Origin of the sequence: Hymenobacter sedentarius (assembly GCF_001507645.1) — a bacterium.
In the GTDB taxonomy this organism is placed as follows: Bacteria; Bacteroidota; Bacteroidia; order Cytophagales; family Hymenobacteraceae; genus Hymenobacter; species Hymenobacter sedentarius.
Genome location: NZ_CP013909.1, coordinates 550060 through 568064 on the forward strand (window position 1 = coordinate 550060; position 18005 = coordinate 568064).

Below are 18005 nucleotides of genomic sequence, written 5' to 3' on the forward strand. Positions count from 1 at the left end.
AATAAGCACCTGATCCAGCCGGATTGACGGGCCAGCTTTCTTTCTATATTTGCTATATCCGCCTCCTCAGTTAGCACCCTTAGCGTTCCTGTATGAAATCATTTTTTCTAAAAACTCTGCTGCCGAGCCTCTTGCTGGTGCTGGCAACTACTGCACTAGCGTTGGCTCAAGGGGAGCCACCCACCGGCGGCCCAACTCCTGGCACCCCTCCCAACCCAACGGCCGTTCCCATCGATGGCGGCATTTCGCTGCTGCTGGCCGGCGGCGTGGCCTATGGCGTAAAGCGCCTGCGCAACCGTCGGCGCAAGGTTTAGCCCACTAATTTTGTAGGCCAGGAGCGGCTCTTCCGGAAGGAGGAGCCGTTTTTTGTTGGAAATTGCAGCCCCCTTATTTTGGAGTTTATGCCCGCTACTGCCTCCGCCAGCCCCGCGCCGACCGGCAACCGGTTCCTGTACCGGTTCCTGCTTATTGCGGCGGCCCTGTTTCTGGTGTGGTTTTTTGGCTATGAACAATGGCTGGCGCCCGACGGCCGGCTCGATGCGGCCTTGTGCAATCAGATTACGGCGGCTGGGGTGGGGCTGCTGCGGCTGCTGGGTTTTGATGCGGCCGTGAGCCCCCAGTACGCCACCCTGGTGATGATGAGGGGGCAGCCGGCCGTAATAATCGGCGCGCCCTGCAACGGCCTGGTGCTGTATGCGCTGTTTAGTGGGTTTGTGGCCGCCTTCCCGGGTCCCTGGCGGCGCAAGCTTTGGTTTATTCCCGCCGGCATGGTGCTCATTTGGGGGCTGAATGTGCTGCGGGTAGCGGCCCTGGCCATCAATCATCACTACGCCCAGCAGTCGGTCGACTTCAACCACCACTACACGTTCACCTTTATCGTGTACGGCTTCATCTTTGGCTTGTGGATGCTGTGGGCCAAGCGGCTGGCCGTTGCCGCCCACCGCCCCGCGGCATTCTAACGCGTAACCGAAGCTAAAATCACGTGCTTGAACAACCTGGCTTTAGACCAACCAAACCCGTACACCCCGCTTATTGGGTGAGCGTCGGCGCGCTGGTAATCCTGTTGTTCCTAATAGGCATCTACGACGAGTCCATTCTGCAGCTGCTTACTTCTTTCTGGCAAAAAGCACTAGCCGCAGTGGGCTTACAACGCCAGGCCCAGGCCTTGCAGCAGGGAATAAACGGGGGCATTTTGAAACGCTTCTTGCCCGCGGTGGCCACCTACGCGGTGTTGTACCTCAGCATTTGCCTGCTGCTGTTGCGGCTGCTGCTCCCCACGCCGGCCCAGTGGCGGCTGGCGCTGCGGCTCTATGCGGGCGCGTTGGCCGTGTATGCGGCCATGGTGCTGCTAAATAAGCTGACCGGCAACGCGGCCTGGGGCTACCGCCTCAGCCGCCACCTGCTGGACTTTATCGTCAGCCCGCTACCAGTGGCCGCGCTAGTGGTACTATTCAAATCGGGCCTGGGCGCCGCCGCTGGAATTTCAGCTCAACGCACGCCTTAAAATAAAAAAGCCTCCTGTATGGGAGGCTTTTCTATTGTACCAGAGACGGGAGTACCAAATACCATAACCAACCCAAGTCAAAACTGATAAAACACCGGCTGATTCAGCAAAAAACGCCTTTTATTGGTTCAGGGGCCTGTTGCTTTAAAGAAGTGATGTGTGTGCTTTACGGAATGTTTGTACCCCAGGCTGTACCCAACCCTAGCACTTAGCTACCTTCACGTCAGCATCAACTCCCAGTTCATGGCGACCGTCTCGTTTCACCTCAAGGACCCCAAGGCCGAAAAACCAACGACCATTTACATCTGGTTTAACCCCCAGAACGGGAACGACAGGGTCCGCATCTATACCGGTGAGAAAATCCTGCCCATATATTGGGCCGGCGGTGATGTGCAACAGGCCCGCGTCAAGGGCCGGGACATCGACGCTGAACTCAAGCGCACTCACGAAACGCTGAACCTCAACCTTGCCCGGATGAGCAAGCGCCTGCTGGCCTGCTGGAACGAGTGTCGCAGCCAGGACACCCTGCCAAGTGCCGCCCAACTCCGGGAAGCCATTGAACCGGAAGCAGCACCCGCAGCACCCGCCCCGCCGCCGCGCCCTCTTATCGACCTGCTGGCTTACAAGGAACGACATGCCATAACCCGCCGGCCCAACACGGTGAAAGCTATCGGCACGCTCTACAACCACCTGGACCGCTATGAACAGCACAGGGGCAAAACTTTAACCTACGAGGGCTTCACGAAGAAATTCTGGGACGATTTTGCTGCCTACCTCCTCGACACGGCCCGGCTGCAAGACAACAGCATCGCCAAGCTCCTTGCTCATTTGAAACACTTCCTGGGGGATGCCCACGAGTCAGGGCATACGACATTGCAGGACTACAAGCGCTGGCACTGGAAGCGCCAAGACCCGGACGTGCTGGCCCTCACCCGAGCCGAATTATCCGCCCTGGAGCGGGTCGACTTGTCCGGCCTGAGCGACACGGACCGGCTGGAGAATGCGCGTGCTTTGTTTCTCATCAGCTGCTACACCGGCCTGCGATTTTCCGACGTAGCTGCCCTGCGGCCGGAGCACCAGAATGGAGAGTGGCTGGAGCTGCGGGCCCAGAAGACCAAGGAGAAGCTCACCATCCCGCTCCGTGGTAACCCAGCCGTACCGCTGCTGGCCCGGCTTTGGGCGGGCCTAGTGCACCCCATCGCCAACCAGAATTTGAATGCTTATATCAAGGACGTCGCCCGGCTTGCGGGCATCGACACTCCTACCAATCATGATGAGCACCGGGGAAGCCTGCACACCAGCACCACCCATCCCAAGTACGAGCTCATCAGCACCCACACGGGTCGGCGCACCTTCGTTACCCTTTCGCTCGAGGGGCGCTTGAGCTGGGAAACGATTATGAAAGCTACCGGACACAAGGACTTCAAATCCTTTCGACGTTACATCCAGGTAACGTCAGATAGGTTGCTGACAGAATTTGCTAGTGTATGGAGCAAACAGGAACACGCCACGAGTAATGTCTTACCCGGGGGCAGCCCCTTGCCAGGCACCGCCTGAACAAGGCCGTAGGCGTTTTAGGGATGAGCCCTAATATGGAACTACATTCGCAGTTCTACCGCCGCCCTTTCCTTTCATGCTTACCCCTGAACAGCACGCTCGCCAGCTCATCGACGCCCAACTTGCCCTCGCCGGCTGGCTCGTGCAGGACTACAAGCAGATAAACTTAGGAGCGGGTGCCGGTGTGGCAGTCCGGGAGTACCCCACCGACTCGGGCCCGGCGGACTACGCCCTGCTGGTGGACCGCAAACTGGTGGGCATCGTGGAGGCCAAGCGGGAAGGCACCTCGCTTACTGCCGTGGCCGAGCAGACGGCCCGCTACCAGGCCAGCGCCACCAAGCACGCCCAGCGGGTGGCCGACCAGCTCCCCTTCGGTTATGAGGCCAACGGTCAGGAAATTCGTTTCGCCGATGCCCGCGACCCGGAGCCACGCTCCCGGCCGGTGTTCGGCTTTCACCGGCCTGAGACCCTGCGCGGGTGGACCCGGCAAATTGGTACGCTGCGGGCGCGGCTGCGTACCCTGCCGGCCGTTACCACCGCCGGCCTGCGCGACTGCCAGATTGAAGCCCTGCGCAACCTCGACGTGAGCCTGAAGGACGACCGGCCCCGGGCGCTCATTCAGATGGCCACGGGCTCGGGGAAGACCTTTACGGCGGTGTCGTTCATCTACCGGCTCATCAAGTTTGCGGGGGCCAAGCGCATCCTATTTCTGGTGGACCGGGGCAACCTGGGGCGACAGACCCTGCAGGAGTTTCAGCAGTACACGGCCCCGGACGACGGGCGCAAGTTCACGGAGCTCTACAACGTGCAGCACCTGACCAGCAACCAGCTCGACACGGTGAGCAAGGTCACCATCACCACCATCCAGCGGCTCTACTCGATGCTGCGGGGCGAGGCCGAGTTCGACGCGGGCAACGAGGAGCGGTCGGGCTTCGAGCTGAACGGCGAGGCGCCGCAGCGGCCCCGCGAGGTGGCCTACAACCCGGCCCTGCCGCCCGAGGGCTACGACTTCGTGGTGATTGACGAGTGCCACCGCTCCATCTACAACGTGTGGCAGCAGGTGCTCGAATACTTCGACGCCCACCTCATCGGCCTGACGGCCACGCCGGCCAAGCAGACCTTCGGCTTCTTCAACCAGAACCTGGTGATGGAGTACAGCCACGAGCGGGCCGTGGTCGACGGGGTGAACGTGGGCTCCGACGTGTTCCGCATCGAGACCGAAATCACGGCCCAGGGCTCGCGGGTGGAAAAGGGCAGCGCCGTGAAGCGCATGGAGCGCCAGACCCGCAAGCGCCGCTGGGAAACGCTCGACGACGACTTGGTGTACACCGGCACGCAGCTCGACCGCTCGGTGACGACGCCCGACCAGATTCGCACGGTGCTCACGAAGTGGAAATCCAGCCTGTTCACGGAGCTGTTTCCGGGGCGCGAAATCGTCCCCAAGACCTTGATATTCGCCAAGAGCGACCACCACGCCGACGAAATCGTGGAGCTGGTGCGCGAGCTGTTCGGCAAGGGCAACGACTTCTGCAAGAAAATCACCTACGGCTCCGACGAGAACGCCGACACGCTGATTCGCAAGTTCCGCAACGAGTACAACCCGCGGGTGGCGGTGACGGTGGACATGATTTCGACCGGCACCGACATCAAGCCCCTGGAGTGCCTGCTCTTCTTGCGCGACGTGCGCAGCCGGGTGTACTTCGACCAGATGAAGGGGCGCGGCACGCGCGTCATCAGCCCCTCCGACCTGGAGACGGTGACGAGCGACGCCGGCGCCAAAACTCGTTTCGTGATTGTGGACGCGGTGGGCGTGACCGACTCGGTGAAGAAAGACACCGAAAGCGTGGAGCGCCTCGGCGGCCTGGGCTTCGAGAAGCTGCTACACGCCGTGGCCCAGGGCAACCACGACCCGGCCCAGCTGCGCAGCCTGGCAACCCGCCTGGCCCGGCTCGACCGCCAGCTCACGCCTGACGACCGCGCCGCCGTGCAAACCCAGACCGGCGGGACCACCGTGCAACAGCTCGCCGCCCGCCTCTACGACGCCGTGGACCCCGTGCGCCAAGAAGCCGAAGCCCAGCGCGTGGCCGCGGCCGAAGCCCACGCCGCCGGCCAGCCCGCCCCCGGCGAGCCGGGTAGCGCCCTCGACGAGCCCACCGACGCCCACTGGCAGCAGGCCGTGGAGGCCCTCACCGAGCGGGCCGTACACCTGTTCGACGACCCGGCCTTGCGCACGCTGCTCACCAAGGTGCACGCCCAGCACGACCTCATCATCGACCTGGTGAGCCAGGACCGGGTGCTGGCGGCGGGCTTCGAGAGCCGCACCTCGCCCGAAGCCGCGCAGGAGGCGCTGGCCCGGCAGCGAGTCGACAAGTTTCAGGCCTTCATCGAAGCGCACAAAGATGAAATCACGGCCTTGCAGCTGCTGCACAACCGGCCCTACGCTCGCCGGGCCGTTACCTTTGCCCAGATTCGGGAGCTGGCCCTGGCCCTGCGCCTCGACCACCCGGAACTGACGCCCGAAGGCATCTGGGCGGCCTACGAGCAGCTGGAAAAGGCGCGAGTGCGCGGGGCCGGCCCCAAAACCCTGCTCACCAACCTCATCAGCCTCGTGCGCTTTGCCCTGCACCAGACCGAAACGCTGACGGCCTACCCGCTGGGCGTGGACGAGCGGTTCGGGGCGTGGCTGGCGGCGCAGCAGCAGGCCGGCCGCACGTTCACGGAGGAGCAACAGCGCTGGCTCACAATGATGAAGGAGAAGGTGGCCACCTCCCTGAGCGTGGAGGCCGAAGACTTTACGATGCCGCCCTTCGTGGACCAGGGCGGCTACGCCCGCGCCAAACAGGTGTTCGGGGCAGATTTGAATCAGCTGGTGGCCGAATTAAACGAGGCCCTGGCCGCGTAGGAAACGTAAGAAATGGAAGAGCAGCAGGAGTTACCGAACAGTTGGGCAAGAACTAGTATAGGCCAAATTTTCAAGGTCTTAGTAGGGGCCACCCCTAGCAGGTCAAATCAAGATTACTGGACAGGTGGTATTCCTTGGATTAGCAGCGGCGAGGTTGCTTTCTGCAGAATCAAAACAGCCCGTGAGTTTATTTCCGAGCAGGGTCTAGCAAATTCATCTACTTCAATCCATCCACGGGGCACTGTGCTAATCGGGATGATAGGTGAAGGGAAAACGCGTGGACAGGTTGCCATCCTTGATATTGAAGCCTGTAACAATCAAAATTCAGCTGCGATTCGGGTTTCTGAGACAGAGGTCAGTCCCGAGTTTGTTTATTACTACTTGTTAGGTAGCTACCACAAGACAAGGCGTACTTCATCTGGCAATAATCAGCCAGCTTTAAATAAAGAGAGGGTGCGGCAAATGGAAATGCCCTTAGCGCCCCTGCCCGAGCAGCGCCGCATCGTGGCGAAGCTGGAGGAGCTATTTAGCAAGCTGGATGCAGGCGTAGCGACCGTGCGCCGCACCCAGGCCCTGCTGAAACGCTACCGCCAGTCGGTGCTGCACGCGGCCGTGACTGGCGAACTTACCCGCGCCTGGCGCGAGGCCCACCCCGCCCCCACCGAAACCGGCGCCGCCCTGCTGGCCCGCATCCGCGCCGAGCGCCGGGCGCAGTGGGAAGCCGCCCAGGTGGCCAAGCGCGGCGGGCAGCTGCCGTTGGGCGAGGGATGGAAATCGAAGTATGTTGAGCCGGAAGCGGTAGATGCTTCCGAGCTTCCGGAGCTGCCGTCGGGCTGGGCTTGGACCACGGTGGAGCAGCTTGGGGTTATAGGAGAGCAAACAGTGATGACAGGACCGTTCGGCACTTCCTTAGGGACGAGTGATTTTGTCACTTCTGGAGTACCAGTCTTAACTATTGGCTGCTTGACAGAAGGCGGCATTAAGTTGAATAAAGCAGTCCATATCACTGAAGAAAAAGCAGCTGGGCTTGAGCGCTACCGGCTGAAAAAAGGAGATTTGCTTTTCTCGCGCATGGCATCTGTTGGGAGAGCTGGTTTTGTTACGAGTGAGCTTGATGGCATTCTCTTCAATTATCACATCATGCGCTTAAGGCTGGATGCCGAGACCATAACCCCTTTCTTTTTCCTCTACTATGTCCGTGGAGCCCGCGAAGTCGTCAGTTATTTGCTCCGTGTGAATCATGGTGCCACGAGGGACGGAATCAACACAGAGCAGTTATTAAACCTGCCCGTTTGCTTGCCGCCCATCGCCGAGCAAATAGAAATCATAGCCGAAGTAGAGCGCCGCCTCACCGTGCTCGATGCGCTGAGCAAGACCCTCACCGACGAGCTGAAACGCGCCGAGCGCCTGCGCCAGAGCATCCTGCACCGGGCTTTCACCGGCCGCCTTGTGCCCCAAGATGCCACCGACGAGCCGGCCACGGTGCTGCTGGCGCGGCTCCGGAACGAATCCACGGCCCCGCCGAAAGCGCGCAAGGCCCGGGAGCCCAAAGCCTCGCCGGCATCAAAACAACTCCCCATGCCCTTGTAGGCGCGTGCCTGCTTCTGGTTACCTCATCCTACCCCACTCCATGCGTCTTTCAACCCTTCTGGTCCTGGCCTTGCTGCTGGCTCCGTTTCGCGGCTTCTGCCAGAGCTACTCCTCGCTGCGCTCGCATTTCGTGGGTGCCCTGTTTAGCGACGACGCTGGCCGGTACAAGCACGATGTCGAGTCGTTCATCGGCGACCCCGAAAACGCGGCGCAGAAAGCCGATGCGGAGGCGCTGCTGTCGGTATTCAAGCTGCTGAACGACGACACCAGCGAGCAGCCCTACGTGTGCCAATTCAACCAGGCCATGCGCGAGGTGGGGCTAACGTATAGCGCCGCGGCCACGACCAACCCCTACCTGCAAATCCTCAAGGTGAAGGTGAACGGCCGCTACGTGGTAATTCTGAAAAACACCCACCGGCAAAGCGGCTACATGGCCAACTTCACCGGCGCCTCGCTCGACAAAACCAGCACCGCGCGCATCAGCCGCGGCATCGGCCTCTACAGCTGCGCCCGCATGACCCGCACCGACAAGCCCTTCTCCTACGCCTACGCCGGCGCCAAGAAGAGCGAGTACCTCTCCAACGAAACCGTCCCCTGCCCGTAGCGGCAGCCCCTCATCACCGGTCCCCATGCGGGGCCACCCCTCTTTGCCACCTACTCCCATGCGCCAGCCAACCCCGAATGCCACCGCCCAATCCCTCGTCCAGCGCGTCTGGGGCTACGCCACCGTGCTCCGCGACGACGGCGTGGGCTACGGCGACTACGTCGAGCAAATTACCTACCTGCTGTTCCTGAAGATGGCCGACGAGCAGGCCGGCGCCCCCAACGCCCCGGCCGTGCCAGAAGGAAAGGACTGGGCCAGCCTGCGCCACCTCGAAGGCGACGCGCTGGAGGTGCAGTACCGCCACCTGCTCACCGACCTGGGCAAGGAGCCCGGCATGCTGGGCGTCATCTTTAAGAAGGCCCAGAACAAGATTCAGAACCCCGCCCGCCTCAAGCACCTGCTGGCTTTGATTGACCGCGAGAACTGGTCGGGCCTGGGCTTCGACGTGAAGGGCGAGATTTACGAAGGCTTGCTGCAGAAGAACGCCGAGGACGTGAAGGGCGGCGCCGGCCAGTACTTCACCCCGCGCCCGCTCATCCAGGCCATCGTGGAAGCCGTGGCCCCCGCCCCGGGCCAGACCATTTGCGACCCGGCCTGCGGCACGGCCGGCTTCCTGCTGGTGGCCCGCGACTACCTCGTCGACACCTACGGCAAGGACTTGGACCGCGAGCAGCTCAGGTTCCTGCGCGACCACACCTTCCACGGCACCGACATCGTGGACTCGGTGGTGCGCCTGGCCGCCATGAACCTGTACCTGCACGGCGTGGGCTCCACCGAAAGCCCGGTGCAAAACCGCGACTCCCTCCTCTCCGACCCCGGCGAGCGCTACGACTTCATCCTGGCCAACCCGCCCTTCGGCAAGAAGAGCAGCATCACGGTGATGAGCGAGGAAGGCCAGACCAGCAAGGACACGCTCAGCTACGAGCGCACCGACTTTGTGGCCACCACCAGCAACAAGCAGCTCAACTTCGTCCAGCACATCTACACCATCCTCAAGGTGGGCGGCACGGCCGCCGTGGTGCTGCCCGACAACGTGCTGTTTGAGGGCGGGGCCGGCGAAACCATCCGCCGCAAGCTGCTGCAAGATTGCAACGTGCACACCCTGCTGCGCCTGCCCACGGGCATCTTCTACGCCCAGGGCGTGAAGGCCAACGTCATTTTCTTCGAGAAGCGCGCCGCCGCCGAGCAGGCCCAGACCAAGGAGCTGTGGGTGTACGACCTGCGCACCAACCAGCACTTCACCCCCAAGGGAAACCCGCTCACGCTGGCCCACCTGCAGGACTTCATCGCCTGCTACGGCAAGCCGGGCCAGCGGGCCCAGCGCCAGGAGACCGAGCAGTTCCACCGCTACGAGCTGGCCCAGCTGCTGGCCCGCGACAAGGTGAACCTCGACATCTTCTGGCTAAAGGACGACGCCCTCGAAGACAGCGCCACCCTGCCCGCCCCCGACGTGCTGGCCCTGGAAATCACCGAGAACCTACAGGCCGCGCTGGCGCAGTTCGCCAGCATCGCCGAGGAGCTGGAAGCAACCGAGTAGGCTTCGGTTCTGGAATGTCGCCACGAGTAGAGCTTTTTTCTATTCGTGGCGGCGTTTTCATTTGCCACCACCCAGCAAACGCCGGGCGGGAAGCGGGAAACCCGGCAACCCATTAACAGTTCAACCAACTGTAATTAAGGGTTTTATAATCTTTTTTGTGAAAAGGAGAAAAGCTACGGTAACGGGGCCGTTGGGGTTGCCGTAAAGGCGGCCATGAAACTAATGACGCGTCCTCTACCCGCAGGAATCACGCCTTCGACCTTCGCAAAAAAAGCTGGTGAGCAACCATTTCACGGGTTCACCAAGTGGCTGAACCTCATCATTCCGCTACTCGAGGAACTGGACCGGTATGCACGCCTGGCAGCCCGCGAAGAGTACGAGTTGCTGCTGGCAGAGAAGGCCGCGGCAGCCGTGGAAGCCGACCAGAATGACCAAGTCTTGACTGTGAACGAAGCCGCGCAGTTGCTGGGGCTAAGCCCGCAAACTGTTTACGAGTGGGTCAAGGCGGGGAAGCTCCAGGGCTTCAAAGCTGGTCGCGAGGTACGCGTCAAACGGGGCCACGTGCTGGCTGCATTGAAACTGCAAACCCAACCCAATGGGCGACGCAAATACGGGCGCTGCACCACGGGCCGCCCCAGAAAAGCTGGCTAATCTTCGTGGTGCGTGCCCGCTACTCGCCCGCGACAAAGGTTGTTCCCACCCACCACTTGTGGTCGTGGTTAACAGAGTCAGCATCGGTTCCCGCTTCTGGTCAACCCCCGGTACTACCCCTAGCAAGTACAAAACTTAACAGTTCCCGAACCGGGAATAACGGGTTTTTATTGCGGATACAACTGATTTTTTGGTGCCGTTCTGGCAAGGCGTCACCAGTTAAAAACCCTGTGTGGAGTGCATCGGACGACAAACAGGTGCCGAAGGCTAGCCGGGCAACCTAAAAAGCCTGGGTTTGGGGCCCCCGCCCCTGCTGCCTAAGTATCCCCCTCCTCCTCCGCCCGCCCCCTTGGGGCCTCCATCTGTGGTGGGTACCCCAAGTTTTTTTCAAAAATTCTGAGTGCGACATATCGAGTGAGTATAGTAGTAGACTGCTACGTCCAAGTGACTTCGGCAAGCCCTTACCAGTGGCTACCAGGCACTGGTCCCGACGCAAAACGACCGGTGGCATGGACGGCTGGGCCCGGGCCTATGACCGCATGCGCCCCGATTTCAAGCTCACCGAGCCCCAGGCCCGTGGGACGGTCAAGGCGGTGCGCAGCGAGGACCAGCTCAAGCAGCTCGACCACCAGGACGGCAAGGTCAAGTAGACGCTCGGAGGCTACACCCTAGCCCGCATCAAGGGGTCTTCCCCATCTACTAGCAGCAGCCCACCAAAACCAAGTAGCCCCCGCCCGGTGGTTCCCACCTCCCCGCCGCCCTCACGACCTCGTTCTTTTTGAGGGTGAGCGGGGGCCACTACCCCAGGTACCACAACCTGGTTTACACTTTTTGCCAAAAAAAACAGCTCGTAACTACCTGGGCATGTACTACTTAAAAATGGAAATTCATCAAGTGTATCGTGATAAGGGAAGAATGAAAGGGGAGCCTTATCCTGGAGCCTGGTGGGAGAACCTGGAGGGGAAGGGGACTGGGAAGACCGGGAAGTGGGGAACCTGGTGGGGAGCCAGTGGAGCACATGAAAAGTGGAACCTGAATACCACGGAAATGAAAAGGCTTCCAGAACTACCGCGCGCGCCCGCGCCCACGAGAGAGAGGTTTTTCGCTTTTTTTAGCTCAACTGGAAAACGACACCTCGGTCGGCGTATTTACCCCCGAAGGCCCCCGGGGCTTTCCGAGAAGACCAGACTCGCAAACATCGGCCGGGGCTGGGGGAGGTTTGGTTTTGGTCCTCCACCAGCGCTTCACCCCGCTCCACCAACAACGCCGGCCGTGGAACGCCGGAGACCCCCTGAACCCAGCACCAAAGCCTTAGACCCCGTGGCCTACGTTTCCACCTTTACCTTCAATCCCCGGCCGCTCTACGTGCCCGGCATGCTGGCCGACCTCCCGGGCTACCTCCGCGCCAACGGCTGGACCGAGCCCCAGATTCTCCACCACCAGGACAAGGTGGCCTACATCCTCGACTGCATCATCACGGCCCCGGTCTACGACGTCCGCTACTCCCAGGGCGACTTCGTCAACATCAGCTACAACTGGCTGGTCCAGCAGCTCGGTGCCCGCTACACCAAGCTGGTGCTCACCTTGCTCAAGGATTCCGGCGTCATTGACTGCGACTACCGGTACTGGAACGGCCAGGGCGTGGACGGTGCGGGCAAGAACCTGGGCTACTGCATCACCTCCACCTACGTCGGCAAGCCCGTCGGCGTGCTAATCTACAAACAGGAAACCTTCGGCAAGAAGCTCTGGGACCAGCGCCACGACGAAGAGCACCAGCTCAAGAAGGACCGCTTCCTTAACCGCATCCACCGCGACATGAAAGAACTCCGCCTCGATTTCACCCCGGCCCGGGACCTCAACGAGCGCATCTACGACACGACGCTCGAATTTATCGTCGCCCACCGGGCCACGGTCGATAAGACCAAGGTGACCAAGAAAGCCTACGCCGCGCTGCTCGACGCTGCCTTCGAGGCCGACGAGCTGCATATCCAGCTGCCCAGCCGCGCGAAGCTGCGCAAGGTGCTCCTCCCCCGCCAGCTGAAGAACCGCGAGCAGCACGAGCCGGAGACCACCATCTACGCTGTGCTCAAGGCCCGGGCACTCGACGCCTACACCTCCAACCTCGTGGCCCTGGAAAAGCTCCGCAACCTCCAGCTCAAGCCACCCACCCGGCCCATCAAAGGCTCGCGGGTCTACACGGCGCTCACCAACCTGGCCAGTTGCTTCCGCCAGTTTCTCTACCACGCCGACGCCCCGGCCGAGGTGCTCGTCAACATCGACATTAAGAACTCCCAGCCCTTCATGCTGAATCTGCTGCTCGCCGACAAGTACCGCTACCAGGAGCTGCCGGCAGACGCCGAGCACTACATGGACCTCACGGCCTCCGGCAAGTTTTACGAGCACGTGGCCGCCGCTATGAAGATACCCATGCGTAACAAGCGCGAGCGCCGCGAGTTCAAGGGCTGGTTTTTCGCCAGCTTGTTCTTCTGCAAAAACCAGCACACCGTGGCCGGCAAGTGCGGCAAGTGGTTCGAGGAGCACTTCCCCAACGTCTACCAGCTCATCCGCGACATGAAGTTCGCCCGGTACCAGGACCTGGCCGACGCCATGCAGAAGCGCGAAGCCTCGGTCATCCTCGACACAGTGCTTAAGGCCCTCCACGCCAACAAGGTCTGGGCCGCCACCATCCACGACTCGGTCGTCTGCCGCCCCGACGACGCGGCCCTCGTCAGGGAACTCGTGGAAGAAGCCTTCCGCCTCAAGGCTGGCATCGTCCCCGGCCTTGACGTGGAGCCCCTGCAAAAGTAACCCCGGGCCCGGAGTAGACCCCGAACGCTAAAGTGTGCTAATGGAGGCGCTCGCGCAACAAAAGTGCGTGGAAGATAGAGTGCAGGAATAAATTAGACGCTCCTAGGTTAACCTAAGATTTGAGAGAACTTCAGTTCCGGCTGAAAAAATAACGCCTGACAAGTCCCGGGAGTTAAGCCGTCTATCCCCCTTTCGTGTCATAGCGCCGCAAATCAGTGGGCACTACTTTTGCCCCATGCAAAACAGGCTCCCTTTGGCCATCATCGAAGACCAGACCCCCATCCGGGAAATGCTGCAGCAGTACCTGGGCGCCCAGCCCGAGTTCGAGTGCGTGCTGGCGGCAAATTCGGTGGAGGACTTCTTCCAGCAGCTGCCCGCCCTGGGCACGCTGCCGGCGCTGGTGCTCTCGGACGTGGGCCTGCCCGGCCGCTCGGGCATCGAGGGGTTGCCACTCATCCTGGCGCGGCTGCCGGAGGCGCAGGTGCTCATGCTAAGCGTGTACACCGATGCGCCCCGCGTGTTCGAGGCCATTTGCGCCGGGGCGGTGGGCTACTTGGTGAAAAACACGCCGCTGCCCGTCCTCAAGGCCCACTTGCTGGAGGTGGCCGGCGGCGGCTCGCCCATGTCGCCGGCCGTGGCGCGGCACGTCCTGCAGGCATTTCGGCGACAGCCGCCGGTGGCGGTGGCGGCCACGGCCACGGCCCGCCTCACAGCCCGCGAGCAGGAGGTGGTGACGGCCGTGGAGGAAGGGCTGAGCTACAAGCTCATCGCCGATACCTTCAGCATCAGCCACGAAACGGTTAAAAACCACCTGCGGGCCGTGTACCGCAAGCTGCACATCAACTCGAAAGGCGAGCTGCTGGCGCTAGCCCTGAAGCGGCGCGGATAGGTCCGCTAGGCTAGCCGCTAGCAAGGGCTGTTGAACTCGCCCACGGCCGGGGCGCACGCCCCGCAGCCTGACCGCGAACAAGCCCTGATTCTGACTGGCCAGCAAGGGGCAGTTGGCGCGAAAGCTGAGCGTTATTTGTACCCAACTTTCAACGCCCGACCTGCATGCTGACGAAGCTAATAACAATCTTGCGGTGGCTGGTGGGCAGCTGGCTGTTGCTGGCCGGTCCGGTCGCGAGGACCCAGCCGCTGGAGCAGCAGCCCGACCGCGTTCTGAGCACGGTGGGGGTCCGCGACTTGAGCAGCGACCCGGCGGGTTTCGCCTGGGTGGCCGCTCGGCAGGGAATGTTTCGCTACGACGGCCGGCAGTTGGTGCCCCTCAACCAACTGGTGCGGCAAGGGCCCCGTCTGAGCGGCGAAGCCTACCGGGTGGTGGCCGATTCGGCCGGCACGGTGTGGGTGGGCATGCACGACGGGCTGTACGCGTTTGTGCCCGCGAGCGGCGAGCTGCGCCGGGTGCCGCTGCCCCGCTTAACGGGGCGACACGGCCACATCAACGCCTTGCTGTTGTACCGGGGGGCGCTGTGGTTTGGCCGGGGGCTGGACCCCTGCCAGCTGTTCCGGCTGCCGCTCCGGCGGCCCCGACAGCCCGCGCGGCTGGTGTGGCAGTACCCGCAGGGCTTGATAGCAGCCATAGAGCCCGATTCGGCGGGGCAGCTCCTGCTGTTCAGCTTTGAGCGCAGCTGGCGGCTGATGCCGGGTGGCTCGGCCCAACTTCTGGCCAACCACAGCCGGCGCTACCGGGTGCTGAAGGCCGATAACGCGCGCCGGACGCAGTTGGCCACTCACCCGCTGCGCCTGCCCCACGGCCCCTACTTCTTGACCGACAGCGTGCTCTATGAACGCCGGCCGCAGCGGCCGGCGCGGGTGCTGGCCCGCTGGCTCCGCAACAGTTCCTCCGCGGCCGTGCCCCGCCTGAACGTGCTGGAGCTGGACAGCACCTGGTACTGGCTGGGCAGCGGCGAGCTGCTGGCGTTGTCCATCCGGCGGCAGCGGCAGCCGCCCGGGCTGCAGCACTACCCCCTGCCCCTGGCCCGCGAGTGGAACGGCTGGCTGTGCTTCAACCGGGACCGCACGGGGCTGTGGGCGTTTGCCGAAGGCATGCCGGGGGTTTTTAAGTTGCGGCCCCGACGGGCGCCCATTCAGGTGCTGCCCGTGGCCGGGGGGCAGCGCCTGAGCACCCGCACCATTAGCCGGCTGGCCGATGGCCGGCTGCTGGTGGGCAGCTACTCGGGCACGTTTACGCAGGCGGCCGACAGCCCGCTGGCCCCCCTGCGCCGCTGGCGCGGCGAGGCCCCCGGCCAGGTTTGGTACTGCAGCTTGCGCCTGCCCGATGCGCGCCTGGTCGTGGGGTTTGAAAACGGAAGGAGCGTCGGGCTGCTGACCGGGCGACGGTTTCAGGAAATCGCGTGGGCCGGCCTCCACCCCGACCCCACGGGCAAAACCATCTTTTGCCTGCTACGCGACCGGGCCGGGCGGCTGTGGGCGGGCGGGCAGCAGGGCCTGTTTGAGCTCGACCTGGCCCGCCACACGCGCACGCGCTACCGCGAAGGCGACCCCGCCTGGCCCTTGCACCGCTGCGAGATTGAGGCCCTGAGCGAAGGCGCGAACGGCGAGCTGTGGCTGGCTACCAACCGGGGGCTGTACTGCCTGCAGCCGGCCACCGGCGCCCTGCGCCACTACGGCCCCGACGAGGCGCCGCCCTACCGGCTGCCCACCGGCCTGCTGCGCTGCGTGCTGGCCGCGCACCCCGACAGCGTGTGGGTGGGCACCCTCGACGCCGGCCTGCTGCTGCTGCACCCGCGGCGGGGCGTGCAGCGGCAGCTCACGCTGGGCCGGGGGCTACCCAGCGAAGCGGTGGCGTTTGTGCTGGCCCCCCGGCCGGGGCGGGTGCTGTGGGTGGGCACCCACAACGGCTTGGTGCGCTACGACCCCCGTACCGGGAGGCGCAGCGACCTAACCACTGCCAAAGGGCTGGCGACCAACGAACTGAACCGCCAATCGGGCTGGTACGACTCGGTGCGGCAGCGCCTGTACGTGGGCGGGGTGGGCGGGCTAAGCGTCCTAGAGCTTCAGGACCTGACCGTTGCTGAGTACCAGCCCCGGCTGCTGCTCACCGGCCTCACCCAGCACCACGCCCAGCCCGACACCATCCGCACCGATTATTTGGCCGGCACCCTGCCCCAGGGCCTGGAGCTGGCCCCCGGCGATGCCTTTGCGGACCTGGCGCTGAGTTTCAGCGATGACACCGGCCCCGAGCTGGGACGCTTCGCGTACCGCCTGCGGGGCACGCGGCCCGCGCCCTGGCAGGAGCTGGGCACCAGCAACCGCCTGCGCCTGCAAGGGCTGGAACCGGGCGACTACACGCTCGAAATCCGGGGCGAAACCGAACTGGGCACGCCCGCCCGCAACGTCCTGCGCGTGCCGGTGCGGGCGCGCACCTACTGGTGGCGGCGGCCCGGCGTGTGGGCCGCCCTCACGGGCCTGCTGCTGGCGGCGGCCGTGGGCGGGGTGTACCGGTGGCAGCAGCGCCGCAGCCGGCGGCGCGAGCGGTACTGGGCAGCCGAACACGCCCTGCGCCAGCGCATCGCCGCCGACCTGCATGACGACGTGGGCAACCTGCTCACCCAAATCAGCATGCACAGCGACCTGCTGCGCGAAACGCCCCACACCCCGGCCCAGACCCGGGCCCGGCTCGACGCCCTGGCCCTCGCCTCCCGCCAGGCTGCCCAGCAAATGAGCGACGTGGTATGGAGCCTCGACGCCGGGCCACTGCGCCTCGGCCAGCTGCTGGACCGCATGCGTGACCACGCCCAGGAGGTGCTGCCACCTGCCGGCCTCGACGTACAATTCCGCGTTGTCCCCGACCTGCCCGACCCGGTGTTGGACCCAGCCCTGCTCCACAACTTCTACCTCATCTACAAGGAAGCCCTGCACAACGTGGTCAAGCACGCCCGCGCCACCACAGTTACGGTGCAGCTGGTGGCGGATGCGGCCGGCCTCACGCTCAGCGTGGCCGACGACGGCCGTGGCCACGACGGCCGCCCCCGCCCCGGCGGCCGCGGCCTGACCAACATGCAGGCCCGCGCCCGGGTCGTGGGCGGCACCGTGCGCTACGAGCCGTTGGCAACGGGCTTCGCGGTGGTAGTGACAGTACCGCTGGCTGGGTAGCCGCCCGGCTTCCCGGCCAGCCAGGCCCTGGCTTGCCCACGAGGCGAGGTAAGCCGGGGTGTCACGCACCAGCGACTCCCTCGCGAGCTCCTGCCTCTCCGCCGAGGGACCAGCACAGGAACTTACATGGGCGACCTCGAGCAGCAGCCCTTCTCGAAATGTGCTCAATTGCATCGTGCCGTAAAATTTTATTTTCAAATAATTGCATTTGGTTTGCACCCGGCCGTCTTGGGAAGCCGGGCGTTTTGCGTGCGGCCAGGCACGATCTTCCCGTCAAAATACTATAATTTCCTGGTTTTTCGCATGACACCAACGTGTCATACCGTGCCCTTGTCGTGGCCGGTAGCTTTGTAGAATTATTGGATGGGATTGTGTTGCCCAGCCGCTACTTCTTGCAAATCAGCAAAATCTTCACTTTTTCTCCAACTGCATGAGTACACGCTACTCTCCGGCCGCTACCTGCGGCACCGATGCAGCGACGGCTCCCGCCTCCCACGGCACCGATGCAGCATCGCTTCCTGCTTCCCGCGGCGTCGGTGCCTCGTCGGCTTCCGCCACTCTGGCTTTTCTCCCCCGCGCCGCCCGCCACCAGCTCTGGCACCTGAACAGCTCCCTGCGCCGGTCGCTGCTGGGCCTGCTGTTGCTGGAGGCCCCACTAGGCCACTTACCCAGACCCAGACCCGCACTAGGCGCTACGGCTACTGCTGGCGAATAACTATCTCTTAATCAGCAA

General features: G+C 63.3%; 14 protein-coding genes and 1 pseudogene. All 15 read left to right on the forward strand.

Going from position 1 to position 18005, the window contains the following annotated elements; translation table 11 throughout:
* The first annotated feature begins 92 nt into the window (after window positions 1-92).
* The 15 genes and pseudogenes from AUC43_RS02370 to AUC43_RS20770 all read left to right on the forward strand — a co-directional run bounded on the left by AUC43_RS02370 (window position 93) and on the right by AUC43_RS20770 (window position 17987).
* Window positions 93-314, forward strand: coding sequence for a PID-CTERM protein-sorting domain-containing protein (locus AUC43_RS02370; protein WP_068189414.1), 222 nt, complete (start codon window positions 93-95; stop codon window positions 312-314).
* A gap of 87 nt (window positions 315-401) precedes the next feature.
* Window positions 402-959 (forward strand): exosortase X, encoded by a 558-nt coding sequence (gene xrtX, locus AUC43_RS02375; RefSeq protein WP_068189416.1) that lies wholly within the window; start codon window positions 402-404, stop codon window positions 957-959.
* A gap of 23 nt (window positions 960-982) precedes the next feature.
* Entirely contained in the window at window positions 983-1504 is a 522-nt protein-coding gene (locus AUC43_RS02380; RefSeq protein ID WP_157780889.1) for an XrtX-associated membrane protein, read from the forward strand.
* A 243-nt stretch (window positions 1505-1747) separates the two neighbouring features.
* Window positions 1748-3061, forward strand: a complete 1314-nt coding sequence (locus AUC43_RS02385; RefSeq protein WP_157780890.1) for a site-specific integrase — start codon at window positions 1748-1750, stop codon at window positions 3059-3061.
* 76 nt (window positions 3062-3137) lie between these two features.
* Complete coding sequence (locus tag AUC43_RS21760; protein ID WP_068189427.1) at window positions 3138-5963, forward strand: type I restriction endonuclease subunit R; 2826 nt, start codon at window positions 3138-3140, stop codon at window positions 5961-5963.
* A 12-nt stretch (window positions 5964-5975) separates the two neighbouring features.
* Window positions 5976-6113: pseudogene (locus AUC43_RS21920) on the forward strand (restriction endonuclease subunit S); the annotation flags it as partial.
* Window positions 6114-6218: 105 nt separating this feature from the next.
* Window positions 6219-7553, forward strand: a complete 1335-nt coding sequence (locus tag AUC43_RS02395) for a restriction endonuclease subunit S (RefSeq protein WP_233254087.1) — start codon at window positions 6219-6221, stop codon at window positions 7551-7553.
* Window positions 7554-7593: 40 nt separating this feature from the next.
* On the forward strand, window positions 7594-8157 hold the full coding sequence (locus AUC43_RS02400; protein ID WP_068189433.1) for a hypothetical protein: 564 nt from the start codon (window positions 7594-7596) through the stop codon (window positions 8155-8157).
* Window positions 8158-8215: 58 nt separating this feature from the next.
* The gene (locus AUC43_RS02405) at window positions 8216-9694 is read left to right on the forward strand and encodes a class I SAM-dependent DNA methyltransferase (protein WP_068189437.1); all 1479 of its coding nucleotides are present in this window, start codon (window positions 8216-8218) and stop codon (window positions 9692-9694) included.
* Window positions 9695-9916: 222 nt separating this feature from the next.
* Complete coding sequence (locus tag AUC43_RS20295) at window positions 9917-10345, forward strand: helix-turn-helix domain-containing protein (RefSeq protein ID WP_157780891.1); 429 nt, start codon at window positions 9917-9919, stop codon at window positions 10343-10345.
* A gap of 467 nt (window positions 10346-10812) precedes the next feature.
* On the forward strand, window positions 10813-10995 hold the full coding sequence (locus tag AUC43_RS20765; protein WP_157780892.1) for a hypothetical protein: 183 nt from the start codon (window positions 10813-10815) through the stop codon (window positions 10993-10995).
* Window positions 10996-11665: 670 nt separating this feature from the next.
* A complete protein-coding gene (locus tag AUC43_RS02415; RefSeq protein WP_068189443.1) occupies window positions 11666-13153 on the forward strand; it encodes a hypothetical protein in 1488 nt (495 codons plus the stop codon).
* A 235-nt stretch (window positions 13154-13388) separates the two neighbouring features.
* A complete protein-coding gene (locus AUC43_RS02420; RefSeq protein WP_068189450.1) occupies window positions 13389-14042 on the forward strand; it encodes a response regulator transcription factor in 654 nt (217 codons plus the stop codon).
* Window positions 14043-14206: 164 nt separating this feature from the next.
* Window positions 14207-17272, forward strand: coding sequence for a sensor histidine kinase (locus tag AUC43_RS02425; RefSeq protein ID WP_068189453.1), 3066 nt, complete (start codon window positions 14207-14209; stop codon window positions 17270-17272).
* Window positions 17273-17702: 430 nt separating this feature from the next.
* A complete protein-coding gene (locus AUC43_RS20770) occupies window positions 17703-17987 on the forward strand; it encodes a hypothetical protein (protein WP_157780893.1) in 285 nt (94 codons plus the stop codon).
* Window positions 17988-18005 lie beyond the last annotated feature (18 nt).

Bases quoted from the DNA above. Each gene is read 5' to 3' on its own strand.
- AUC43_RS02385 (WP_157780890.1), top strand. From the start codon at position 1,748: ATGGCGACCGTCTCGTTTCACCTCAAGGACCCCAAGGCCGAAAAACCA.
- AUC43_RS21760 (WP_068189427.1), top strand. From the start codon at position 3,138: ATGCTTACCCCTGAACAGCACGCTCGCCAGCTCATCGACGCCCAACTT.
- AUC43_RS20295 (WP_157780891.1), top strand. From the start codon at position 9,917: ATGACGCGTCCTCTACCCGCAGGAATCACGCCTTCGACCTTCGCAAAA.
- AUC43_RS02370 (WP_068189414.1), top strand. From the start codon at position 93: ATGAAATCATTTTTTCTAAAAACTCTGCTGCCGAGCCTCTTGCTGGTG.
- AUC43_RS02400 (WP_068189433.1), top strand. From the start codon at position 7,594: ATGCGTCTTTCAACCCTTCTGGTCCTGGCCTTGCTGCTGGCTCCGTTT.
- AUC43_RS02395 (WP_233254087.1), top strand. From the start codon at position 6,219: ATGATAGGTGAAGGGAAAACGCGTGGACAGGTTGCCATCCTTGATATT.
- AUC43_RS02420 (WP_068189450.1), top strand. From the start codon at position 13,389: ATGCAAAACAGGCTCCCTTTGGCCATCATCGAAGACCAGACCCCCATC.
- AUC43_RS02405 (WP_068189437.1), top strand. From the start codon at position 8,216: ATGCGCCAGCCAACCCCGAATGCCACCGCCCAATCCCTCGTCCAGCGC.
- AUC43_RS20770 (WP_157780893.1), top strand. From the start codon at position 17,703: ATGAGTACACGCTACTCTCCGGCCGCTACCTGCGGCACCGATGCAGCG.
- AUC43_RS02425 (WP_068189453.1), top strand. From the start codon at position 14,207: ATGCTGACGAAGCTAATAACAATCTTGCGGTGGCTGGTGGGCAGCTGG.
- xrtX (WP_068189416.1), top strand. From the start codon at position 402: ATGCCCGCTACTGCCTCCGCCAGCCCCGCGCCGACCGGCAACCGGTTC.